Consider the following 23,391-nt stretch of genomic DNA (forward strand, 5'->3'; position numbering starts at 1 on the left):
TCATAAAGTAGTTTAATTTTTCTTAAATAATTTATACCTATTGAATTTTTTGATAATACAGGAAAATTAAATGGGTAGAGAGGGGAGTTTTAATTGGACAGTCATCAGAAGCGAAAAATTGTCCAAAGTGTGCCGCAGAAAGGGTTTTTTGGTCAACCTAAAGGGTTGTTTACACTATTTTTCACAGAGTTTTGGGAGCGCTTTTCATACTACGGAATGAGAGCGATCTTGCTTTATTATATGTATTACGAAGTAACAAAAGGCGGTCTGGGCCTTGATCAAGGAACGGCTGCTTCAATCATGGCCATTTATGGTTCACTCGTTTATATGTCAGGGATTATTGGGGGCTGGCTGGCAGACAGACTGCTTGGAACGTCTAAGACGGTATTCTATGGCGGTGTGCTCATCATGCTTGGTCATATCGTTCTTGCCTTACCTGCTGGTGTAAGCGCATTATTTATCTCTATGGCATTAATTGTTATCGGTACGGGTCTTTTAAAGCCAAACGTATCAAGTATTGTCGGCGACCTTTATTCCGATGAAGATCCGCGCCGTGATTCTGGATTTAGTATCTTTTACATGGGGATCAATGCGGGAGCCCTTATTGCACCGTTAATTGTCGGAACAGTCGGTCAGCAATATAACTTCCATCTTGGCTTCAGTTTGGCCGCCGTCGGAATGCTGCTTGGTCTTATTGTGTTTATGATAACGAAGAAGAAAAACCTTGGTTTAGCAGGAACTTATGTACCAAATCCGTTAACTGGTGAGGAAAAGAAGAAAGTCTTCAGCCGTCTTGGTATTGGCGCTCTTTTAATTGTGATTTTAGGTGCTGTTAGTATTTCAACAGGCTTATTGACAATCGACCGTTTTATTTTCATGGTTAGTATTTTGGGTATTGTGATTCCAGCTGTTTACTTCCTTGTGATGTACCGCAGCTCTAAAACAACCGAAGTGGAGCGTTCTCGCCTGCTTGCCTACATTCCGCTCTTTATTGCAGCGATGATGTTCTGGGCGATTCAGGAACAGGGCTCTATTATCTTGGCAAGATATGCCGATGAACGTACCCAATTAAGTTTTGCAGGAATGGAATTACAATCTTCCTGGTTCCAATCATTGAACCCGTTGTTTATTGTAGCGCTTGCTCCTGTTTTTGCTTGGTTGTGGGTAAAGCTTGGCAACCGTCAGCCGACGACTCCGCGAAAATTCTCGCTCGGTTTATTATTTGCCGGTTTGTCCTTTATTGTTATGATCGTACCTGCGTACGTAAATGGAACGGAAACACTCGTGAACCCAATGTGGCTTGTGCTAAGTTTCTTCCTCGTTGTGCTTGGTGAGCTGTGTTTGTCTCCTGTTGGTCTTTCAGCCACAACAAAGCTCGCTCCATCTGCTTTTACGGCACAAACGATGAGCTTATGGTTCTTAACGAATGCTTCCGCGCAAGCAATCAATGCGCAAATCGTCCGCTTTTACGCCCCGGAAACAGAGATCATTTACTTCGGCGTTATCGGCGGTATTTCCATCATTCTCGGATTAATCCTTTATTTTGTTTCGCCAAAAATTCATGGAATGATGAAAGGCGTTAACTAATTAGGGGCGATCCCGCTGCTTTAAAGTGTTAAAAAGCCATTTGCTAGTTTGACTAGCAAATGGCTTTTTTTGTATTTCTTTTGTTATAGTAGAGGAAAGAGAGCGTGATAACGAGGTGAGTGAAGTGACAGAGAAGCTGTTTTATGAGGATGCCGATATTCAGACTTTCACTGCCCACGTAGTGGAAAAAGGGATGGATGAAGAAGGACGGAAGTTTGTCGTTTTGGATAGAACGGCTTTTTATCCGGAAGGCGGCGGTCAGCCGTATGACACAGGGACGCTTAACGGAGTGCGTGTAATAGATGTACAAATCATGGATGGAGTGATCCGCCATTATCTTGAGAGAGAGATGGAGGATGAAAAAGTAAACGGCCGGATCGATTGGAACCGCCGTTATGACCATATGCAGCAACATGCAGGTCAGCATATTTTATCCGCTGCGTTTGAAGAGTTGTTTGGACTCCGTACGACAAGTTTTCATTTAGGAGAAAAAACGGTAACGATCGATTTAGATACCGACTCCTTAACTGACGAGATCCTTCAGCAGGCAGAAGAAAAAGCTAATGATATTATTTTGGAAAATCGTCCGATCGAAACGGAATGGGTGACGTTAGAAGAGGCTTCCCGCTACCCGTTGAGAAAGGAACTGGCAGTGACAGGTGATATTCGGCTTGTGATTATTCCAGAATTTGATTATAACGGCTGTGGAGGAACCCACCCCCGCCATACAGGGGAAGTTATGGCGATTAAGCTTCTGAAGTGGGAGCGGCAGCGCAAACAGGCTCGTCTGGAATTTGTCTGCGGCGGCCGGGTATTAAAGCAGCTTGGAGAAAAGCAAACAGTGATTCGAGAGCTTTCCCGTCTGCTCAACAGTCCTCAGGAAAAGATGATAGAGGCGGCGAGTCAGCTGCTAGAGGAGAAAAAGGTTCTGCAAATCGCACTCGATGAGATGCAGGAGCAATTGCTTGCGCACGAAGCCAATACGTTGCTGCAAAAAGCGGTACATAAAGAAGGATACAAGCTCATCGTGAAGGTGTTTCAAAACCGGTCCATACAGGAGCTGCAAAAGCTCGCTCGGCTGACAACTGAATCTAACATGGCTGTTGTTGTGATTTTTGTGGCTGAACAAGAAGACAAGCTCCAGCTAACAGCGGCCCGCGGAAAAGAAGTCAATGAGGTGGATTTGAAGAAAGCGGCGGCCTCCATTTTTCCGCTTATCGAAGGCAAGGGCGGCGGTCAGCCTCACTTTATTCAAGGCGGCGGCCAACGAACAATGTCAGGTGAGGAATTAGCAAAGGTGTTCGTGGAAAGCTTATCCCCCACTTCAGGCTGTTGACAAGCGTTCGCTTTCATCGTTGCTCGCCTGCCTGCGGTGCTCATGACCCTGATGGTCACTCTGCTCCTCGCCAGGTTTTGCGGCTCGAAAGACAAACGCTTGCAATCGGCCTGGTGGTATACAAAGTCTCGTGAAGCTTTCTGCTTTTTCATAAAGCTTCGTTAAAAGGCAACATGGATCAGAGCGCAAATTAACAATCGTATCTAGAACCTTTATAAAAGAAAGCAAAGGGGAGGGAGATCAGTGGTGGATAGGGAAAAAGCTAAACAACTGGCAAGTGAGTTTGCTAGAGAGTATGAGCAGTTGGTGAATGCGGTAAGCTGGGGAGTTGATAAGCGCCAGCTATTGTCCATCATTGCCCAGTATGCAGCGGCAGGACGGTCATTTTCGGCAAAAGAGTTTTTGCAGCTGTCTGATCATCTAAAGGCAAATTCAGGCTGGTTTTCAGGATTGAAAGGCTCCTTTAACTATTCAGTTACGGCTCTATTGATAACAGGGTTTGATGATCCGTATAAGGGATTTGAGGACATGCAGAAAAGTTATCAACTGCTGGTCGAGACGGGGTTTCGGAAAACGATATTTACTTATATTACGGCTATTACCTTAATCGCAACGGTGGAAGCTGGCGAGGAACGAAAAAAAGTTGCCGTGCAGGCAAAGGAAGTTTATGAAAAAATGAAAAAACACCATTATTTTTTAACTTCCCATGACGACTATCCGCTGTCTGTTTTGCTGGCCCAGCAAGAGCAGAGTGAATTGATAGAGAAAATTGAGTTTTATTATACAGAATTAAGTAAAGGGCCGTTTCGAAAAGGAAACGACTTGCAATTGTTATCTCACATTCTTGCACAAAGTGCCAATCATGATAGAGAAAGGATCGTTGAACGAGCCATTCGTTGGTTTGAAGCACTTCGCAGCTCAGGATTGAAAGTGAAGGGTCTTCACTATCCGTTAATAGGATTGCTTGTATTAGTCGATTCACCTGAAAGGCTAATCGGAGAAATATTCGTCCTAACGGAGGTATTCAATCAAGAAAAGCTCTTTAAATGGTATAAAGATATGGGCTTATTAATTGCAGGGCAGATCATCGTGCGACAAAAAACAACTAGCGATACAGCGGCTTCCACAAGCTTGGCGGTCTCGATTGAAGCACTGCTGCAGGCCCAGCAGGCGGCCATGACTGCGGCTATTTCAGCTGGAGCGGCCGCTGCTGTTTCTTCAGGTGAATAAAAAATTAATTGACAGAAAAGTTAATCACCTGTAAGATAAGGGTATTAAATGAATAGTAAGCGGGCATGGAAAGTCACTTCTATAAAGACTTCCTCTTTATGATCAAGTGAAATGGCCATTCTGCTGTAATATACGTAGAAACTGTCAAATCTGCTTTAGTCTCAAGAAAAGGAGACAAGGGCGCAGATTAAGCCAGTAATATCTTCTGTTATAGGGATATTGCTGGCTTTTTTCCGTTTCACTTTCCATCATAAAAATTCGAGGAGGGAAAAGAAACATGTGTAAAAAAACGGGTTGTGGAAAATGTAAAGACTGTCCAATGTTAGCTGCTCAAGAAAGAAAAGCTCAAAGGAAATTAGCTGCTTTAAAAAATGAATCTAAATAATTGTATCCAATATTGCTTAAAACAGTCACCTCTCTTTAGGAGGTGGCTATTATTTATCTCTTTGTTTCCTTGTATTAAAAGCATTTATAAAATATTCTTGCAATTCTATAATTTCTATGATAAATTTTTTGTATCCAATATCCAATGTGGATGAGGTTAATTTTTAATCAGGGGGTCCATTTATGAAATTTCAGCCCTCGAAGGACAAAACAACTGTCGTTAGTTATGTAACAAAAAACTTAAGACAGGCCATTTTAAATGGAACATTTAAGAAGGGAGAGAGGCTGATCCAGGAAGATTGGGCGAATACATTAAATGTTAGCCGGATGCCGATCCGGGAAGCGCTGGCCCAACTTCAAACTGAGGGACTGGTGAAGCTTGTTCCGCATAAGGGAGCAATCGTCACTCCAATTACAAAAGAAGACATTGAAGAAATTTATCATTTAAGGTCTTATTTAGAAGGGCTAGCTGTTGAAAAATCCCTTCCTTTTTTAACAGAAGAGGATAAGCGGGAATTGAGGGAAACAGTAGAAAAAATGGAAGCCCTGCAACTGACAGATGAAACGAATGACACCTATATTGCTTTAAATGAGAACTTTCATAAATTGCTGCGAAAAGGGTGTCCGTGGTCCAGATTAACAAAAGCGGTGGAAAACCTGGGGATCTCTCCAATTGCCCCTAGTTTGCTTGCAGACTACTACTCAGAAACGCAACGAGAACATCGGTTTATTTATGAAGCGGCTGTCAGAAATGATCCTGCTGAGCTTCGGGCTGCAGTAGAATACCATCTTTTACGAACAAAAAATAATTTGATTTCCTACATGGCTGATTTAGAGTCGGCCGATGAGAAGTCATCCAAACATTAAAAATAGACAATAATAAAGGGGAAGATACCATGTACGACTTCGCTATCGTCGGCGGTGGAATCGTTGGATTGTCTACCGCAAAAGCTTTATATGAACGTTATCCAAATGCAAAGGTTCTTTTAGTGGAGAAAGAAGCTGAATTAGCAGCCCATCAAACTGGTCACAATAGTGGGGTTATTCATTCAGGTATTTACTACAAGCCGGGAAGCTATAAAGCTCGCTTTGCTCGCCAAGGCAGCAAATCTATGACTGAGTTTTGTAAGCAGTATGATATTGAGCATGATATTTGCGGGAAAGTAATCGTCGCAACGAAAGATGAAGAACTTCCACTTTTAGATAACCTCTATAAGCGCGGTTTGGAAAATCAGTTGGATGTAACAAAAATCAGCAAAGAAGAATTAAAAGAGATTGAACCGCATGTAAACGGAAAAGCAGCGATTAAAGTAGCGGCTGCCGGTATCGTGAACTACAAGCAAGTAACGGAAAAGTTTGCTGAGATTGTGCAAGAAAAAGGTGCAGACATTCGTCTTAACACAAAAGTTGAAAATATTCATGAATCAAATGATGGCATTACAATTGAAACGAATAAAGGTTCATTTAAAGCAAGATTTTTAATCAACTGTGCCGGACTGCACAGTGACCGGGTTACGAAGCTTGCGGGTTATAAGACAGATGTCAAAATCATTCCGTTCCGCGGGGAGTACTATAAGCTCATCCCTGAAAAAAGACATTTAGTCAAAAACTTGATTTACCCAGTTCCAAATCCAAAGTTTCCTTTCCTCGGTGTTCACTTTACACGCATGATTGGTGGAGAAGTAGATGCCGGACCAAATGCTGTTCTCAGCTTTAAGCGGGAAGGATACAAATTATCCGACTTTAATTTAAAAGATTTTGCGGAAGTAATGGGCTATCCGGGATTCTGGAAGCTTGCCAGCAAGTTCATGGGAGAAGGACTGGAAGAGATGGCTCGTTCTGTCAGCAAGGCGAAATTCGTAGCAAGTCTCCAGGAGTTAATTCCAGAAATTCAATCAGAAGACTTAGTGCCAGGACCAGCAGGTGTACGCGCTCAGGCTGTTAAAACAGACGGCGGCTTCGTTGATGACTTCCATATGATCAATGGAGAAAACAGCATTCATGTTTGTAATGCGCCATCACCAGCGGCAACGGCTTCGATTGAAATTGGAAAAGAAATTGTCAGCCAGATTGCTGAACAGCACCATTTAACAAGCGCAATTAGCTCGTAAGCGGAAAGGGGAATTTTTTATGATTAACTCAAGAGTAATGTTTATCGCAGGACACGCACGTCTGCCGCAAGGAATGGCGGCGAAGAGTGTGTTTGACACATTAACGATCACCGCAGAAGTAGACACCAAGTATGGAGTGATCATTGAAGCTTCCTGTACGCTGGCAACTGAACATGGCAGAGAATTTATCGGACAGCTGTTAAAAGGTGTTAGTTTGAAGGACGGAATTGACGAACCACTCAAACAGCTTCAGCACTACTACAAAGGAAAAGCCGCTAATGCACTCGCTGCAGCGTTGAACGATCTGCACCTGCATTATCAGCAAGTAGCGAAAAATTCAAAATAAACAAACAAATATATTGACAATTATGTGAAGGCTGCGTATAATAAAAGTAACCTAGAATTAAATATTCGCCTTATGAAAACAGCCTTTTCAATAAACGCGAATACTATTATAGAACGAATGTTTGAGTTGGAAAATAAAATAACAAACTGAAATATTTACTGTGACTCCATTTCCATGGAGCAATGAAGTAATTATTAGCCAGTTTACTATCCTTGGACACAAAGGGAGTAAACTGGCTTTTTTATTTTTCCGCCCAGACAACACCATTATCACGAAATATATAGGAGGAATTATGAATGAGTACTCTAGAAAAACAAGGTAGAAAATTTATCCAAAAAACAGCAGCTTATGAGGTGAAATCTCATCCGCAAAGCGATCGCTTATACCATATTGAATTGGATCCTAAAGTGATCAGAGAATTTTTGGCGAAAATAAAAGAAGAAAAAGTTTCTGTTCAGCATTTAGAGTATACGCCTTACGCAAGACTAATCCTTGCTGATTACTTGCTTCAATTAACAGGAAAAGAGTTCCAAGACATTTTAAGAGGCATCGTTCATGATCGCGAAACAGGCGGTTTTACAATTGGTCTTCAAGAAGAAACACTTGATACAGATGACTATGTTATTTTCTCTACAGCTCTAACTCATATTGTGGGGACACCAAATTTTGACTCTATGACAGGGAAATACTATGCAAGATTTACGGTTGCTCATACTGACAATAGTGACTCATACCTTCGTCAAGCGTACCGCTTGTTCACGCTTCATACAGATGGAACATTCGTTGATGAGCCAACTGATTGGTTGTTAATGATGAAAATGAAAGAGGAAAATGCAGTAGGCGGCGAGTCCCGTTTGCTTCACTTGGACGATTGGAAAGAGCTTGAGAAGTTTTCAACTCACCCGCTTGCGACTCATAAATTCACGTATAAAGCACCAAACAGTAAAAATGTTAGCCAGGAAGTACAACGTGCTACATTCTTTAATGACAACAATAAGCCTTGCATTTGCTATATCGACCAGTTCGTTTATCCAGATACAATCGATGAAGCAAAATACTTGAAAGAGCTTTCTGATTCTATGGAAAATGATCAAAGTGTTATAGAGTTAAAACTTCCAGTTGGAGATCTTGTTATGTTGAACAACTTGTTCTGGTTACATGGCCGCGCTGCATTCGAAGTGAATCCTGAGTTAAACCGTGAACTTTTACGCCAACGCGGAAGATTTGCTGAAATTTAAATAAAATAAATAAGTGAAAAAGAGAATGCGGAATATAGCCGCATTCTCTTTTTTGTTATATAGAAAAAATGATTGTATGTGGAACAGAATTATTTATGCACTACTGAATAAAAAATAAATTATTTCTCTAAGAAAAATGTATTGATCATCCTCTTGTTACATTTTAATCCCAAATTCTTGTTTATTCTATAATAGTAAAAAAATAATTAAGCCTGTTTTAAACCGTTTATTGTTATTTTTTGAAAAAAATATGGGTGCTTTTTGTTCTTTTTTGTAATTTTGGCACGAAACTTGAATGAATATTTTAATAATTGACATTTTAAGCGGTTACAAACAGGAGGAATGATATATGCAAGAAACGGTTCAATTAAAGAGATCTTTAAGCTTATGGGCAATTGTCATGTTAGGGGTCGGCTATATGACGCCTATGGTGGCATTTGATACGTTTGGAATTGTATCGGAGGAGACAGGCGGACATGTGCCGGCTTCCTACGTTATCGCTTTAGTTGGAATGTTGTTTACAGCTGCCAGTTACGGGAAAATGGTTAGAGTTTATCCGGTGGCCGGCTCTGCTTATACGTATACACAAAAAACAATTAGTAAGAAGTTGGGGTTTTTTGTCGGTTGGGCCGCGTTGCTTGATTATCTATTTTTGCCAATGGTCAATGCGCTTTTAACAAAAATCTACTTATCCGCATTGTTTCCTGAAGTGCCTGGCTGGATTTGGGTTGTTGGCTTTGTAGTCCTTGTGACGATTGCAAATTTATTTAGCGTAAATCTTGCAGCTAATTTTAATAATTTTCTTGTTCTTTTTCAGTTTTTAGTGATCGTTGTTTTCGTCGTACTTGTTGTGAAAGGGCTTAACAGTGGGGAAGGAGCAGGAACTGTCTTTTCATTCGTTCCATTTGCGGAAGATGGCATGTCTATCGGCCCGTTAGTAGCAGGAGCGACCGTTTTATGTTTTTCTTTCCTTGGGTTCGATGCGGTTACGACACTATCAGAAGAAACACCTAATGCTGTTAAAACCATTCCAAGAGCTATTTTCTTAACAGCGCTTGTCGGTGGCGTGCTTTTTATTACAGTATCTTATTTTACGCAAATGTTTTTCCCGGATGTATCGCGTTTTTCCGATCCAGAGGCGGCTTCTCCTGAAATCGCTTTATATGTAGGCGGCAAGTTGTTTCAGGCATTCTTCCTGGCGGGAACACTCACAGGAACGCTTGCATCAGGACTTGCTTCTCACACGAGTGTGTCGCGTCTGTTATATGTAATGGGGCGAGATAATGTTATTCCTTCGAAGTTCTTCGGATACATTCACCCGAAATGGCGGACACCAGCGTTAAATGTTGTCTTAGTAGGTTTCATTTCATTGATCGCGATTTTCCTAGACTTAGAAACAGCTACTTCTTTAATTAATTTCGGGGCACTCATTGCCTTTACATTCGTTAACTTAGCGGTTATTTCGCATTATGTCATTAAAATGAAGAGATATCGGACAATCAAAGACTTTATTAACTATTTAGTATTCCCTGTTGTTGGCGCGAGCATTGTTATGGTATTGTGGGTACACTTAAATATCCATTCTCTTATCCTTGGAATCATTTGGTCTGTTGTTGGAATGCTGTACTTAATGTACATCACGAACTGGTTCCGTTCTCCTGTTCCGCAAATGCATATGGAAGAAGTGCATGAACTATAAAATATAAAGGGTGAAACCGGGACGGCTAGCAAATGGGTGCGCTAGCTAGTCCTGGTTTTTTTTATTTCTTAGACCAATAAATCCTTTTATGCGTAAAATAATAGGCTATGCAATTAAGCATAAAAAGGGCGTGGATAATGGAAATGACAAAGCCTTCAAAAGCCCATCTAGTATAGCGAGAATGAGATTTTTAGTTTTTTGAAGCTTTGGCACGGAACTTGCTTCTTAATAGGTAACAAATAAAAATGAGGTGTTATAAATTGAGTACGAACGTACAGACAGCAGAGGCTAAGAAAACAACAGGACAACATCCTAAAGATAATCCGCAAGAAGAATTTAAATTGATTTTAAAAGAAGCGGTAGATATTCTTGGTTACTCTGAAGAAGTATATGACTTTTTAAAGGAGCCGATGAGATTTTTAGAGGTGAATATCCCTGTCAAAATGGATAATGGCCAGACACAAGTCTTCAAAGGCTACCGTGCTCAGCATAATGATGCGAACGGACCAACAAAGGGAGGCATCCGTTTTCATCCGGACGTAACAGCAGACGAAGTAAAAGCATTAGCTGGTTGGATGAGTTTAAAATGCGGCATTACCGGTCTTCCTTATGGCGGAGCGAAAGGCGGCATTATTTGTGAGCCACGGAGCATGAGCATGAATGAGCTTGAGCGCTTAAGCCGTGGATATGTTCGGGCGGTGAGCCAGCTTGTTGGGCCAACAAAGGATATCCCGGCACCTGATATGTATACGAATTCACAGATTATGGCTTGGATGCTAGATGAGTATGACCATATTAGAGAGTTTGATTCACCAGGCTTTATCACTGGAAAGCCGCTTGTACTAGGGGGATCAGAAGGGCGTGAAACAGCGACTTCGAAAGGCGTTCTCTACACGCTGCAAATGGTCAGTGAATTAAAGGGTATGCCGCTTGAAGGAATGAAAGTCATTGTACAAGGATTCGGAAATGTTGGCGGTTACCTTGCTTACTACTTACATGAATTAGGAGTAAAGGTAGTCGGCATTTCAGATGCTCTCGGGGCTATTTATGATCCTGAAGGACTTAATATTCCAGACTTGCTTAGCCGCCGTGATTCATACGGTATCGTTACGGCCCAGTTCGAGAATGTCATTACAAATGAAGCGCTGATTGAACAGGAGTGTGACGTACTCATTCCAGCAGCAGTAGGCGGAGTGATTACAACGGAAAATGCTGATAGACTGAAATGTAAATTTGTCGTTGAAGCTGCTAATGGTCCAACAACGAGAGATGCGATTCAAATGCTTGATGAACGCGGAGTTCTAGTCGTTCCTGATATTCTTGCTAATTCGGGCGGCGTGATTGTTTCTTACTTTGAATGGTGCCAAAACAACCAAGGCTACTATTGGACAAAAGAATTAGTAGAAGAAAGATTGAAAGAAAAAATCCATGCTAGCTTCTTAAATGTTCAGAATACTGCTGAACAATTTGGCATAAATATGAAGACTGCTGCTTATGTAGAAGGTATTCGCAAAATTGCTGAAGCCTCTGGATTGCGCGGTTGGATTAACCTTAATTAATTAGACAGCCGCCAAAAGTTTAAGGGGTGAGGTGGTCGAATCAGGACGGCTCCGTTTCGGCATAGAAGGCAAATGATCGGGAAGTCATTGGCAGAAGGCAGAACAAATGGGAAAAATGATGCCAGCGGAGCAGCAGCTGATTTGATCCAGGGCGGGTAAATGTTGTAAAAAGCGGTTGTCCCACTTATATGAGGAAAAGGAGATGAGTACCATTGTTTGAAGAATTGATTACAAGTCCGTATAACGGAGTAGTTCAGCAAGTTCTCGTGAAGGAACGCGTAAGAATCTATGAATGGGAGCCGCTATTTATGATTAAGAACGACAACGGAGAATTGCTTCCGGTTAAAGTGGGTGTCAGCGGAGAAATTCAGTCGCTTGAAGTCCAAGAAGGAGACAACGTCATTCCTGGCATGGTACTCGCTTACGTGAAAGAAGAATTAGTTGTGAGTGCTTGTGATTGATAAATAAGTAAATGGAGGAAGATGGTGTTTCCATCTTCTTTTTCTATTATTCTGTAAAAAGTTTGCTAAAATAATAGAAAGGGGACAGCTAAGAGGGGGATCGAAAATGTTTACGATTGATGAAAATAAATTAAATCCGATTGTTTCTATTGCAGTAGAGGATCAAGAGGATGGCAGCTTCATAGACATCAGTACAATCAAAGAACCGTTTATATTTATGAGTGAACATGGCAAGCTTACTTCTTACGTTCATTTAAAGAGTAACCGTCTAGCACACAAAGGACAAGTAACCTTCCAAACGCTGTTGTCTCAGTCCATTCCGATTGACCAAGTGTACCATGTGAATAAAATCATTTCATTGCCTGTTATTTTCCAAGTGATTGGTGAACCGTTAACGATTATTAATGATGAAGAAGGAACTCCAATCGGTTATTTAAAACGAGAAGAATTGTTGGCGGAGTTGTTTAGACAAGAGGAACAGGGCGTTAATTTATTTAAAACCTTGCTCACCTCTATTCCGATGGGCATGTTTGTAGTAGACAGGGAAAAGAAGATCATTAACTGCAATGACGCTGGTTTGAAGATGATTAAGTCCACTGCGGAAAAGGTCATGAATAAGCCTGCTGAGTCTATCTTTGACAAGGAGCATATTGAAAGCGTCTTTGAGACAGGGAAAACTGTGTTAAACCAAGTCCAGTTGACAGATGAGATGGGTGTTTTGCTGGATTATTGTCCGATCTCGACGCAGGATCAGAAGATTGAGGGAATGCTGATTGTTGTTCAAGATATTCCGACCATTGAAGATATGGCAATGGAGATTGAAGATATTAAAAACCTCAATACGGATTTAAATGCGATTTTATCTACTATTTATGATGAGCTGCTCGTTGTGAATAGTAAAGGCGAGCTCATACGCTATAGTGAAACTGTAATTAGTGGATTTTGGGATACCGATTTAAAAGACATGATTGGAAAAAGCGTTCTTGAATTAGAGAAGAAAGGCTTGTTCAGTCCGTCTGTCACAAGACTAGTGATGGAAAAAAAGAAAAAAGTATCCATTGTTCAAGAAGCAAGAAGCGGCAGAAAGGTACTCGCAGTCGGCAATCCTGTTTTCAACGAAAAGGGAGAGATTGACCGTATTATTATTGCTTCTCGGGACATTACAGAAACATCGCGCTTAAAAGATGAACTAAAGGAAATGAAGAAAATTTCGGAAAAGTATAAAAAAGAGTTAGATACTTTCAAAAATCAGGACCGTACGCTGAAAAAACTCATGTATCGTAGTCCTAAAATGGAAAAGATTATTCTCCAGGTACAGAAGATTGCTGAATTTTCTTCTACCGTGCTCATAACAGGTGAGTCAGGGGTCGGGAAAGAAGTTATTGCCCAAGCGATCCATCAGCTTGGCCGGCGCTCAAACAAGCCGTTTTTAAAATTGAATTGCGGGGCAATCCCAGAAAATCTGCTTGAAAGTGAACTGTTTGGCTATAAGAAGGGAGCTTTCACCGGGGCGGATAAAGAAGGAAAGGACGGCTATTTTAAAATGGCTGACCAGGGTGTGCTTTTCCTAGATGAGATCGGTGAAATGCCGCTCCATTTGCAAGTGAAGCTGCTGCGTGTGCTGCAGGAACAGGAGGTCATTCCAGTCGGCAGTACTGTCGCAGAGAAAGTAGATGTGCAAATTATCGCCGCGACGAATAAAAAGCTCGAGCAAATGGTAGAGCAAGGAACCTTCCGAGAGGATTTGTTTTACCGGCTAAATGTTATACCGCTTCATATTCCTCCGTTAAGAGAACGGATAGAAGATATTTCAGTCCTCGCTTTTCATTTCCTTCAGCAGTTAAATGATAAGTATAACAAAAGCTTTTATTTAACACCTGATGCGGTGAATGTGCTTGAGTTTTATTCTTGGCCAGGAAATGTTCGGGAGCTGCAAAACATCATTGAGCGGCTCGTTGTGTCGGCCGATGACCAGGCGATTGATGCGGAGTTTGTCAGCCAGTTTTTATCACTCGGTTATGACTTTAAGAAGGCACGTCCTATTATTACGAGAGTTGTGCCGTTGCAGGAAGCGCTTGAGGATGTGGAGGAGCAGCTGATCGTATTGGCGATGAAGCAATATAAAACAACAACAAAAGCGGCAAAAGCGCTCGGCGTCAGTCAATCATCTGTCAGCCGGAAATACCAAAAGATTATGGGAAGCAGAAAAACTGAAAATGAAACTTCTCTCTACTAATATTAAGCTGTTTAAAAGTCCATCTATCGTGACTTTTGAGCAGCTTTTTTTGTATAAAGTAAAAAGTGTCTAAAATGTGAATAAATAGATCGTTTATTCACTAATTCATACATTATGCAAATTAGCATAAAAATAATGAATAACCTAATTTTTTCCTTATAAAAAAAGCCTGTTAACACGCATTTTTGAGAAATATTTTAAAAATTTCAACTTGGCACGTTAATTGCATTATATAAAGCAAACGGAGAATAGGAGGATGAAAAGCATGTTAGAAATGCAAGCAGTAAAAACTCTTGATTTGAAAATGTACATTAATGGGGAATGGACAAACTCCAGTGACAATAAAACACGTGAAGTATTCAATCCAGCTACTGGCGAGGTAATTGCTTACGCGGCTGAAGGTACAGTTGAGGATGCTAGAGCAGCTATTGCCGCTGCTAAGGAAGCATTTGAAAGCGGTGTCTGGTCAGATCTTCCGACGGTTGAACGTGCTGCATACTTATTAAAGATCGCAGATAAAATTGATGAAAAAGCTGAAGAATTAGCAGCCTTGGAAACAATGAACAATGGTAAGCCGCTTCGCGAAGCAGGATTCGATATGGGAGATGCGGCTGCTTGTTTCCGTTATTACGCAGGCATGATCACTCAGCCGGACGGTGAAACGTACCATGTAGCAGATCCAATGCAAGCGATGGTTGTGAGAGAACCAGCTGGCGTGTGCGGATTAATTGTTCCTTGGAACTTCCCAATGCTTATGAGTGTTTGGAAAATTGCACCAGCACTAGCTGCAGGGAACACAGTGGTTTTCAAACCTTCTGAAGTAACACCGGTTACACCGACAAAATTAATTGAAATTATTGAAGAAGCAGGCGTGCCAAAAGGCGTTATCAACATGGTACACGGTGCGGGTCCTGTTGTTGGAAACGAAATTGCTTCTCACAAAGATGTAGACATGGTGTCTTTCACTGGCGGTACAAAAACAGGAAAACACATCATGAAAACAGCTGCTGATACGATGAAGAAAGTTTCCTTGGAACTTGGCGGGAAATCACCAAATATCATCTTTGCTGATGCTGATTTTGAAGTGGCAGTAGATTACGCATTGTTCGGTATTTATTGCGGATCAGGCCAAGTATGTTCAGCTGGTTCAAGAATTCTTGTAGAAGAAAGCATCTACGATAAATTCATTGAGCGTTTCACAGAGCGCGCGAAACAAATTCAAGTGGGCAACGGAGCAGACCCAGAAACAGAAATGGGACCACTTGTAAGCCAGCAGCACATGGAAAAGGTATTAAGCTATATTGAAATCGGTAAAGAAGAAGGAGCTCGCTTGTTATTCGGCGGAGAGCGTTTAACAGAGAACGGAATGGATAAAGGCTTCTTCGTAGCACCAACAGCGTTTGCCGATACAACACAAGAGATGAGAATCGTTCAAGAAGAAATCTTTGGTCCGGTTGTAGCGATTCAAAAATTCAAAGATGAAGCAGAAGCAATCCGCTTGGCGAACGATACAGATTATGGTCTAGCAGGAGCAGTCTTCACGATTGATGGAGCAAAAGCACTTCGCGTAATTAAGAAATTGCGTGCAGGTATTACATGGATTAACTCTTACCATCCAACGTATAACGAAGCTCCATGGGGCGGTTATAAGCAAAGTGGTATTGGCCGCAGCTTAGGAACGTACGGATTGGATGAATTCCAAGAAATCAAACAAATCAACATCAACTTAGAAGTAGAACCAGTAGGCTGGTTTAAAAACTAATCAAACTGCAGGAGTGGAGATATAAATGAGTACAAAAACAGAAGTGAAAAACAACGAGCAGATGGCACAAGTTAACGAGTATATTAAGCAAGTACTTGATATAATCGAAAAACAAGAGGTAACAGCAGAAGAAGCACAATGGGTAACGAAAGAAACAGTGGATAACTTCCGTGACCACGTAAACCCAGGCTTCCTTTCTTACCGTAAAACAGTAACAGAAGGCGGACAATTCGCAGCAGTTGAATGGTCTGATGGCGGTTCTTGCTTTACTGACATTAACGGCAAACAATACATTGACTGTCTTGGCGGCTTCGGTATTTACAACGTCGGCCACCGCCATCCAAAAGTAGTAAAAGCTGTAACGGATCAATTAAACCGTCAAGCGCTTCACAGCCAAGATTTGCTTGATCCGCTTCGTGCGATGCTTGCTAAAATTTTAGCAGACATTACACCTGGCGATCTGCAATACTCTTTCTTCACAAACAGTGGAACAGAAAGTGTGGAAGCCGCATTAAAATTAGCAAAAATGTACAGTGATCGCTCTACGATCATTTCAACAACACGCTCTTTCCACGGAAAAAGCTTAGGATCGCTTTCCGGTACTGCTAAAGGAGTATTCCGTAAGCCGTTCCTTCCGCTTATCCCTGGATTCCGTCATGTGCCATACGGCGATATCGACATGATGAGAAAAACATTTGAATCTTGTGCCCTTGTCGGCGAAGATGTAGGCGCGGTAATCTTAGAACCAATTCAAGGTGAGGGCGGTATCATTATTCCTCCAGTAGGTTACTTGAAACAAGTAAGAGAATTGTGTGATGAGTACGATGTTGTCTTGATCTTTGACGAAGTGCAAACAGGTATGGGCCGTACAGGAAAAATGTTCGCGGCTGAGTTATATGAAGTAACGCCAGACATTATCTGTCTTGCAAAAGCGTTCGGCGGCGGTGTAATGCCAGCTGGAGCAGTCGTTGCAAACGAAAAAGTATTCAAAAATTTATTCGACAATCCATTCATGCATACAACAACATTCGGTGGTAACCCACTTGCATGTGCGGCAGCGATCGCAACAATTGGTGTATTAATCGAAGAAAACCTTCCAGAAAGAGCAGCTGAAGTTGGCGAGTACTTCTTGAAAGGCTTGAAAGAAGCAGCAGCTGAGCATGGAGATAAAGTATTAGAAATCCGTGGCCAAGGCTTAATGATCGGTATTGAGTTCCATAAAGATGAAATCGGCTATGAAGTATCAAAAGGTATGTTTGACCATGGCATCCTTGTAGCTGGTACACTAGTTAACTCTAAAACTATTCGTATCGAGCCGCCATTGACAATCAGCTACGAAGAAGTAGACACAGTTATTAATACATTCAAAGAAGTATTAGCTAAAGTAGCTGTACAATAAAAGAGAAAATCCCCGGTCTGAGCACCGGGGATTTTTTATTTAGGAGAGAATGGGACAATCCTAGATAAAATAATTTTTATTTTAGATAAATGAATCTACTTTACGGAGTATCACTGATCTTTCATGATAAAGCCGCTGTCATGACTGAAAAAACGACCCTCCATGCAGGAGGATCGTTTTTTAAGAAGTAAATTTCAATCCGGCCACGCCTAGCACAATAAATAAAAGTGAAACAAATTGAAATTTATTGAGTTTTTCTTTAAACCAGATAATGCTGACGAGCGTAATACCGACAGTGCCGATACCAGTCCAGACGGCGTAGGCAATTCCTGCAGAAAGCTCTGTCATCGCTCTTGATAAGCAATAGAAGGAGAAGATAAAGCCGATGACCATGACAGCGATCGGCCATTTCCTTTTTGTGCCGTTCACATATTTCATGGCAATCGTCGCAATGACTTCCTCAAAACCAGCTAGAACTAAAAAGACCCAACTCATTGATAGTCACCTCTGCTTTGGTCTTCCCTTGTAGATGTAGATAATTTCATGCCGGCTACTCCGGAAAGCAGCAAAGCAACAAATACTAACTGAATGAGGGAGAAAGGTTCTCCTAAATAAATTCCCATAAAATATGTTCCAGCGGTACCGATGCCGACGAAAACAGTGTAGGCAGCTGCCAGCGGGATCGTTTTATATGAACGAATGAGCAGAAGGAAGCTGGTCGCAATCAGCACTGTGACGACTGCCCAATCCGTTAGAGAATCGGCATGCTTCAAACCTGTAGCCCAAACGACTTCTAATACACCTGCAATTAATACGATAAACCAACTCAATGTAAGCACCTCAGTTATGAATGAATGTCATTCATTTTTTAATTAAAATTGAAACGCTTCAGGAAGCGTCTCTATTATTTAGCGGGAAAGTGATCGCTGTAAAAAAGAAAAGGTTGTTTCTTTACAAGCAGCTAAATCTCTTTCTTCTTCAGCAATATAAAAGCGTTCAGCAGCATTTTCAATCAAGTTAATAATGAGCCGGGCGGTCCAGTTAATATCAATGTCCGGAATGATCTCTCCCTTGCTGACGGCTGCGCACAACACATCTTCTAACCAATCGTAGTATGGAGTATAAATTGTTTCCCATTTTTCCATTGAATGCACGATGGCAAGGCCAGAGTAACACAAAATAATAACATCTTTATAGGACTGGGTTAATTCAAACGTTTCATCAATCAGGGTTTGAATGATTTCCCAAAATTCGCTTTTATGTTTTGTTTCGCTTTTAATTTTCTCCAGCGTCAAGCTAAGTAAATCCTCTGCAATAGCAGGGATTAAATCTTTTTTGGAGGGAAAATACAAATAAAAGGTTCCTTGGGCCACTCCCGCCCGTTTCACAATGTCTGTAATTGAAGTTTGATCTAACCCCTTTTCAGAAATGACCTCGATCGCCGCTTGAAGAATCTTATTATACTTCCCATCACTTTTCACCCGCATATTGAATCCCCCGATAATAATGACTGAATATCATTCATTTTACAATATTTTCTTTTAGCTGTCAAGTTCACTAAAAAGATAAACTTCTACTTGAGATTTCTCGAGTATATATTATAATGATAAACTGATTGTAAACTTATAGTTTCATAAAAATAAACTTTGTTTACTAGAAGTTTACTAAATATAAACAAATCGAGGATTAAGAGGATGGAAATCGGAAAGAAAATTAAAAATCTGCGATTAAAAAAGGGGTTAACGCAAGAGGAGCTTGGCGAAAGGACAGGTTTAAGCAAAGGATACATTTCCCAGCTGGAACGGGATTTAAGCTCTCCTTCAATAGAGACATTTTTTCACTTGCTGGAAGTGCTAGGTTGTTCTCCGAAAGACTTTTTTGATGATGAGAAACGAGAACAGAAGGTCGTCTATGGAGAGGAAGACCAAACAGATTACATCGATGAGGAAAAGGGATACGAGATTCAGTGGCTTGTTCCGGAATCAAATGAGAAAGAAATGGAACCAGTTAAGCTTAGTCTGCAAAAAGGCGGTCAATTTAAAAGATTTGAGCCGTCATTAGCTGAAACATTCGGTTACGTATTACACGGACGGATTAAGGTGCTGCTTGGCAAGCAGGAATACATAGCTAAAGCAGGGGAAGCCATTTATTTTCAATCATCCGAAGACCATCAAATTATGAATGATTTTGATGGTCCGTCTGAACTCATTTTGACAGTGACTAAATCCTATTTATAGGAGAAAAGGGAGGGCATTATGGAAAAGGAAGTCATCATTCGCTTTGATAATGTGACGAAGCGCTACGATAGCGACACGGTGGTACTAGATCATGTGAGCTTTGAAATTGAGCGAGGAAAGTTTTATACACTGCTTGGGCCTTCGGGCTGTGGCAAGACAACGATTCTGAGGCTGATTGCCGGCTTTACAGAAGCATCAGAAGGAGACATTTACTTTAATGGAAAAAGAATCAATCAAGTGCCTGCGAATAAGCGGCAGGTGAACACAGTCTTTCAGGATTATGCTCTTTTTCCACACTTAAATGTGTATGAGAATGTCGCTTTTGGATTGCGGATTAAAAAAGTGAAACAAGCGGAAGTGGACCGCCGGGTGAAAGAAGCCCTTCGTTTCGTAAACTTAAGCGGCTACGAAAATAGAGAAATTACCGAAATGTCCGGCGGGCAGCGTCAGCGGGTGGCGATTGCTCGGGCGATTGTGAATGAGCCGGAAGTGATTTTGCTGGATGAACCATTGTCTGCGTTAGATTTAAAGCTGCGAACTGAAATGCAATATGAGCTTCGTGATTTGCAGAAGCGTCTCGGTATTACCTTTATTTTCGTTACGCATGATCAGGAAGAGGCGCTCGCTATGTCGGACGAAATATTTGTTCTCCATGAAGGCCGAATCGAGCAAAGCGGTACGCCAACAGATATTTATGATGAGCCAATTAATCGCTTTGTCGCGGATTTTATTGGTGAATCCAACATCGTTCCCGGTAAAATGATCAAAGACTTTGAAGTAGAATTTGCAGGGAAGGTATTTGAGTGTGTCGATCAGGGGCTGAATCCGAATGAATCGGTGGAAGTGGTCATCCGTCCGGAAGATTTGGAGATTACTTCATGGGATAAGGGCAAGATTCAGGTGAAAGTAGATTCCCAGCTTTTCCGTGGCGTTCACTATGAAATGCTCTGTTATGACGAGGCAAAGAACGAGTGGCTCGTTCACTCCACGAAGAAAGCAATAGTAGGCGAAGAAATTGGACTTAATTTTGAACCGGAAGCGATTCATGTCATGCGTCTCGGTGAAACAGAAGAAGAATTCGACAAGCGGTTGGAATCCTATCAAGAGGCCAGACATGAACAGTAAGACGCGTCTGTTTTACTTGCTGCCGTACGTACTTTGGATTGGTCTTTTCGTCGTTACGCCTATTCTGCTTGTTGTCTATTATTCTTTCTTTGATTTACATGGAAACTTTACTTTCGCCAATTACGAGAAATTATTTACGTTTGTTTACATGAAAATGATCGCCAGTTCTTTCTGGTATGCCTTTTTAATCACAGTCTTCTGCCTGTTGATTGCTTATCCTGCCGCTTACTTTATTACGAAAACGAAATATAAGCAGCTGCTGCTGTTGCTTGTTATTTTGCCTTCATGGATTAATTTATTGTTGAAGGCATATGCTTTTCTTGGCATTTTTAGTACGTATGGAGCAGCGAATAACTTCTTAGAAGTGGTCGGCATCGGGGCACAGCAAATCTTGTTTACTGATTTTAGCTTTGTGTTTGTTTCCGTTTATATTTTCATTCCATTTATGCTGCTGCCTATTTTTAATGCACTCGATAAACTGAACCCAGCTTTAATAGATGCTTCACGCGACTTGGGAGCTTCTGCGTGGACGACATTTCGGAAGGTGGTCTTTCCGCTTACGTTAAGCGGTGTGAAGTCAGGCGTGCAGGCTGTGTTCATTCCAGCATTGTCTCTATTTATGATTACCCGCCTGATTGCCGGTAACCGGGTAATCACGCTCGGCACAGCGATTGAACAGCATTTTCTAGTGACACAGGATTGGGGAATGGGATCAGCCATTGCTGTGTTTTTGATTATTACGATGTTTGTCATTATGATTGTGACCGGAACGAGAAAGCGGGGGATTCAATAAAATGAAAAAGAAGTCCATTTGGCCAAAAGTCTATTTGGCTTTTATCTTTATCGTTTTATACGCTCCCATTTTTTATTTAATGTTTTATTCCTTTAACAGCGGCGGTACGATGAATAACTTCGAAGGCTTTACGCTCGATTGGTATAAGGAGCTGTTTGGTGATAAAAGATTATTGATTATCGTATTAAATACGATCATTGTGGCCCTTTTATCGGCCGCTATTGCAACGATGATTGGTGTGATCGGTGCCTTATCCATTGTATACATGAGAAAAAAGACAACTAAACAAGCGCTTTTATCGTTAAATAACGTGTTAATTGTGAGCCCTGACGTTATTATCGGTGCCTCATTTTTGATTTTGTTTACCATGGCTGGCATTAAATTAGGGTTTACATCCGTGCTATTATCGCATATTGCTTTTTCCATTCCGATTGTCGTGATTATGGTACTCCCGAAGTTAGAAGAGATGAGCATGTCTTTGATCGATGCGGCCCGTGATTTAGGGGCGAGTCCATGGGATGTGTTATCGAAAGTCATTCTTCCTTATATTTCACCAGGGATTTTTGCCGGCTTTTTTATGGCCTTGACGTATTCACTTGATGATTTTGCGGTAACCTTTTTTGTAACGGGTAACGGCTTTAGTACATTGTCAGTAGAGATTTACTCATTGGCTCGCCGTGGTATTTCTTTAAACATTAATGCGTTATCTACATTGTTATTCCTATTTACAATTATACTGGTGGCCGGCTACTACTTCATTATGCAGCGGAACAGCCGGGCAGCTGAAGCGGGGGTGCGGAAATGAATAAATTAACCCGTGCATTCATCGCTGTATTTGTGGTCGCCTTTTTACTCATGTATGCAGTTTCCGAATTGAATGGATCAGACAGGAAAACAGCGGGAAATACATTAACGATCTATAACTGGGGAGATTATATTGACCCTGAACTGATCGGTCAATTTGAGAAAGAGACCGGCGTAAAAGTGATCTATGAAACATTTGATTCGAACGAAGCGATGATGACAAAAATTGAGCAAGGCGGTACGGCTTATGACATCGCTGTGCCTTCTGAGTATGCGATTGATAAGATGAAAAAAGCTAATCAGCTTTTGCCGCTTGACCATTCAAAGCTGCCGAATTTGAAATATATCGACAAACGGTTCATGGATCTTCCGTTTGATCCGCACAATAAATACTCGATCCCTTATTTTTGGGGAACAGTCGGTATTATTTATAACAAAGACCTAATGAAGGGCAAAGAAATTAAAGCGTGGAATGATCTCTGGAGCCCAGAGCTGCGCAACAATATTTTGCTTGTTGATGGAGCCCGTGAAGTAATGGGAATGGGCTTAAACTCCCTTCATTACTCATTGAACGACAAGAACAAGGAGCATTTACTAGAAGCAAAGAGAAAGCTTGACGAATTGACTCCTAATATCAAAGCAATCATCGGTGATGAAATCCGTCTGTTGATGGAAAATGATGAAGCAGCTGTGGGGGTTGTCTGGTCAGGAACGGCGTCAGAAATTATGTGGGAAAAGGATAACCTCGAATACGTAGTACCAGAGGAAGGATCGAATCTCTGGTTTGATAATATGGTCATTCCGAAAACAGCTAAAAACCTGAAAGCCGCCCATCAATTCATTAACTTTATGCTTGATCCGAAAATAGCAGCGCGAAATGCAGAGTATGTAGGCTATTCAACACCGAACCAAAAGGCGCTTGAGCATATGCCGAAAGATGTGGTGAACGATAAACGTTTCTATCCAAGCCCTGAACAAACAGAGCATCTTGAGGTATATGAAAACTTGGGAGCCGATATGTTGGCTTACTATAACGAGCTGTATCTCCAATTTAAAATGCATAAAAAGTAATTCTAAAGCGTCC

21 protein-coding genes are annotated in these 23,391 nt (G+C 41.3%); 18 read left to right on the forward strand and 3 right to left on the reverse strand.

Annotated elements, in window-relative coordinates; genetic code table 11:
* Window positions 1-93: 93 nt before the first annotated feature.
* The 13 genes from A8F95_RS21050 to A8F95_RS21110 all read left to right on the forward strand — a co-directional run bounded on the left by A8F95_RS21050 (window position 94) and on the right by A8F95_RS21110 (window position 17,348).
* The gene (locus A8F95_RS21050) at window positions 94-1,587 is read left to right on the forward strand and encodes a peptide MFS transporter (RefSeq protein ID WP_065412339.1); all 1,494 of its coding nucleotides are present in this window, start codon (window positions 94-96) and stop codon (window positions 1,585-1,587) included.
* Window positions 1,588-1,672: 85 nt separating this feature from the next.
* A complete protein-coding gene (locus A8F95_RS21055) occupies window positions 1,673-2,923 on the forward strand; it encodes an alanyl-tRNA editing protein (RefSeq protein WP_342669975.1) in 1,251 nt (416 codons plus the stop codon).
* Window positions 2,924-3,169: 246 nt separating this feature from the next.
* Window positions 3,170-4,153 carry a DUF4003 family protein gene (locus A8F95_RS21060; protein ID WP_176713784.1) on the forward strand — a complete coding sequence of 328 codons (984 nt, stop codon included), beginning with the start codon at window positions 3,170-3,172 and terminating at the stop codon, window positions 4,151-4,153.
* 567 nt (window positions 4,154-4,720) lie between these two features.
* Window positions 4,721-5,404, forward strand: a complete 684-nt coding sequence (locus A8F95_RS21065) for a GntR family transcriptional regulator (RefSeq protein WP_049659623.1) — start codon at window positions 4,721-4,723, stop codon at window positions 5,402-5,404.
* Window positions 5,405-5,433: 29 nt separating this feature from the next.
* Window positions 5,434-6,648 (forward strand): L-2-hydroxyglutarate oxidase, encoded by a 1,215-nt coding sequence (gene lhgO, locus A8F95_RS21070; RefSeq protein ID WP_065412342.1) that lies wholly within the window; start codon window positions 5,434-5,436, stop codon window positions 6,646-6,648.
* A 19-nt stretch (window positions 6,649-6,667) separates the two neighbouring features.
* The gene (locus A8F95_RS21075) at window positions 6,668-6,994 is read left to right on the forward strand and encodes a DUF3870 domain-containing protein (protein WP_049659626.1); all 327 of its coding nucleotides are present in this window, start codon (window positions 6,668-6,670) and stop codon (window positions 6,992-6,994) included.
* Between the two features lie 296 nt (window positions 6,995-7,290).
* Window positions 7,291-8,232: a glutarate dioxygenase GlaH gene (glaH, locus tag A8F95_RS21080; protein WP_065412343.1), complete on the forward strand. Its 942-nt coding sequence runs from the start codon at window positions 7,291-7,293 to the stop codon at window positions 8,230-8,232.
* A 349-nt stretch (window positions 8,233-8,581) separates the two neighbouring features.
* Window positions 8,582-9,931, forward strand: a complete 1,350-nt coding sequence (locus tag A8F95_RS21085) for an APC family permease (protein ID WP_065412344.1) — start codon at window positions 8,582-8,584, stop codon at window positions 9,929-9,931.
* A gap of 260 nt (window positions 9,932-10,191) precedes the next feature.
* On the forward strand, window positions 10,192-11,490 hold the full coding sequence (locus A8F95_RS21090) for a Glu/Leu/Phe/Val family dehydrogenase (RefSeq protein ID WP_425415044.1): 1,299 nt from the start codon (window positions 10,192-10,194) through the stop codon (window positions 11,488-11,490).
* 212 nt (window positions 11,491-11,702) lie between these two features.
* Complete coding sequence (locus A8F95_RS21095; protein ID WP_065412346.1) at window positions 11,703-11,951, forward strand: biotin/lipoyl attachment domain-containing protein; 249 nt, start codon at window positions 11,703-11,705, stop codon at window positions 11,949-11,951.
* Window positions 11,952-12,057: 106 nt separating this feature from the next.
* Window positions 12,058-14,187, forward strand: a complete 2,130-nt coding sequence (locus A8F95_RS21100; RefSeq protein ID WP_065412347.1) for a sigma 54-interacting transcriptional regulator — start codon at window positions 12,058-12,060, stop codon at window positions 14,185-14,187.
* Between the two features lie 274 nt (window positions 14,188-14,461).
* Window positions 14,462-15,949 (forward strand): aldehyde dehydrogenase family protein, encoded by a 1,488-nt coding sequence (locus A8F95_RS21105; protein WP_425415046.1) that lies wholly within the window; start codon window positions 14,462-14,464, stop codon window positions 15,947-15,949.
* Window positions 15,950-15,974: 25 nt separating this feature from the next.
* On the forward strand, window positions 15,975-17,348 hold the full coding sequence (locus A8F95_RS21110) for a putrescine aminotransferase (protein ID WP_065412349.1): 1,374 nt from the start codon (window positions 15,975-15,977) through the stop codon (window positions 17,346-17,348).
* A gap of 180 nt (window positions 17,349-17,528) precedes the next feature.
* Here A8F95_RS21110 and A8F95_RS21115 read toward each other — a convergent pair whose 3' ends face one another.
* From A8F95_RS21115 to A8F95_RS21125, 3 genes are all read right to left on the reverse strand, one after another.
* Window positions 17,529-17,843, reverse strand: coding sequence for a DMT family transporter (locus A8F95_RS21115; protein ID WP_065412350.1), 315 nt, complete (start codon window positions 17,841-17,843; stop codon window positions 17,529-17,531).
* A complete protein-coding gene (locus A8F95_RS21120) occupies window positions 17,840-18,178 on the reverse strand; it encodes a DMT family transporter (protein ID WP_049659640.1) in 339 nt (112 codons plus the stop codon). The genes A8F95_RS21115 and A8F95_RS21120 overlap by 4 nt, the downstream gene beginning before the upstream one ends.
* Window positions 18,179-18,256: 78 nt before the next feature.
* Window positions 18,257-18,835: a TetR/AcrR family transcriptional regulator gene (locus A8F95_RS21125; RefSeq protein WP_065412351.1), complete on the reverse strand. Its 579-nt coding sequence runs from the start codon at window positions 18,833-18,835 to the stop codon at window positions 18,257-18,259.
* A 207-nt stretch (window positions 18,836-19,042) separates the two neighbouring features.
* On the opposite strand from A8F95_RS21125, the gene A8F95_RS21130 reads away from it, so the two are divergent.
* Genes A8F95_RS21130 through A8F95_RS21150 form a run of 5 tightly spaced genes read left to right on the forward strand, consistent with a single transcriptional unit; the run spans window position 19,043 to window position 23,378 of the window.
* Window positions 19,043-19,585, forward strand: coding sequence for a helix-turn-helix domain-containing protein (locus A8F95_RS21130; RefSeq protein ID WP_065412352.1), 543 nt, complete (start codon window positions 19,043-19,045; stop codon window positions 19,583-19,585).
* Between the two features lie 18 nt (window positions 19,586-19,603).
* Entirely contained in the window at window positions 19,604-20,710 is a 1,107-nt protein-coding gene (locus A8F95_RS21135) for an ABC transporter ATP-binding protein (protein WP_065412353.1), read from the forward strand.
* The gene (locus tag A8F95_RS21140) at window positions 20,700-21,503 is read left to right on the forward strand and encodes an ABC transporter permease (protein WP_065412354.1); all 804 of its coding nucleotides are present in this window, start codon (window positions 20,700-20,702) and stop codon (window positions 21,501-21,503) included. Before A8F95_RS21135 ends, A8F95_RS21140 begins: the two co-directional genes overlap by 11 nt.
* A gap of 1 nt (window position 21,504) precedes the next feature.
* Window positions 21,505-22,308 carry an ABC transporter permease gene (locus A8F95_RS21145; RefSeq protein ID WP_065412355.1) on the forward strand — a complete coding sequence of 268 codons (804 nt, stop codon included), beginning with the start codon at window positions 21,505-21,507 and terminating at the stop codon, window positions 22,306-22,308.
* Window positions 22,305-23,378 (forward strand): ABC transporter substrate-binding protein, encoded by a 1,074-nt coding sequence (locus tag A8F95_RS21150; RefSeq protein ID WP_065412356.1) that lies wholly within the window; start codon window positions 22,305-22,307, stop codon window positions 23,376-23,378. Before A8F95_RS21145 ends, A8F95_RS21150 begins: the two co-directional genes overlap by 4 nt.
* Window positions 23,379-23,391: the final 13 nt, after the last annotated feature.

It is taken from the genome of Pseudobacillus wudalianchiensis (genome assembly GCF_001685015.1).
Lineage (GTDB): Bacteria > Bacillota > Bacilli > Bacillales > Domibacillaceae > Pseudobacillus > Pseudobacillus wudalianchiensis.

Bases quoted from the DNA above. Each gene is read 5' to 3' on its own strand.
- A8F95_RS21135 (WP_065412353.1), top strand. From the start codon at position 19,604: ATGGAAAAGGAAGTCATCATTCGCTTTGATAATGTGACGAAGCGCTAC.
- lhgO (WP_065412342.1), top strand. From the start codon at position 5,434: ATGTACGACTTCGCTATCGTCGGCGGTGGAATCGTTGGATTGTCTACC.
- A8F95_RS21140 (WP_065412354.1), top strand. From the start codon at position 20,700: ATGAACAGTAAGACGCGTCTGTTTTACTTGCTGCCGTACGTACTTTGG.
- A8F95_RS21100 (WP_065412347.1), top strand. From the start codon at position 12,058: ATGTTTACGATTGATGAAAATAAATTAAATCCGATTGTTTCTATTGCA.
- A8F95_RS21085 (WP_065412344.1), top strand. From the start codon at position 8,582: ATGCAAGAAACGGTTCAATTAAAGAGATCTTTAAGCTTATGGGCAATT.
- A8F95_RS21110 (WP_065412349.1), top strand. From the start codon at position 15,975: ATGAGTACAAAAACAGAAGTGAAAAACAACGAGCAGATGGCACAAGTT.
- A8F95_RS21130 (WP_065412352.1), top strand. From the start codon at position 19,043: ATGGAAATCGGAAAGAAAATTAAAAATCTGCGATTAAAAAAGGGGTTA.
- glaH (WP_065412343.1), top strand. From the start codon at position 7,291: ATGAGTACTCTAGAAAAACAAGGTAGAAAATTTATCCAAAAAACAGCA.
- A8F95_RS21115 (WP_065412350.1), bottom strand. From the start codon at position 17,843: ATGAGTTGGGTCTTTTTAGTTCTAGCTGGTTTTGAGGAAGTCATTGCG.
- A8F95_RS21145 (WP_065412355.1), top strand. From the start codon at position 21,505: ATGAAAAAGAAGTCCATTTGGCCAAAAGTCTATTTGGCTTTTATCTTT.
- A8F95_RS21105 (WP_425415046.1), top strand. From the start codon at position 14,462: ATGCAAGCAGTAAAAACTCTTGATTTGAAAATGTACATTAATGGGGAA.
- A8F95_RS21075 (WP_049659626.1), top strand. From the start codon at position 6,668: ATGATTAACTCAAGAGTAATGTTTATCGCAGGACACGCACGTCTGCCG.
- A8F95_RS21150 (WP_065412356.1), top strand. From the start codon at position 22,305: ATGAATAAATTAACCCGTGCATTCATCGCTGTATTTGTGGTCGCCTTT.
- A8F95_RS21065 (WP_049659623.1), top strand. From the start codon at position 4,721: ATGAAATTTCAGCCCTCGAAGGACAAAACAACTGTCGTTAGTTATGTA.
- A8F95_RS21125 (WP_065412351.1), bottom strand. From the start codon at position 18,835: ATGCGGGTGAAAAGTGATGGGAAGTATAATAAGATTCTTCAAGCGGCG.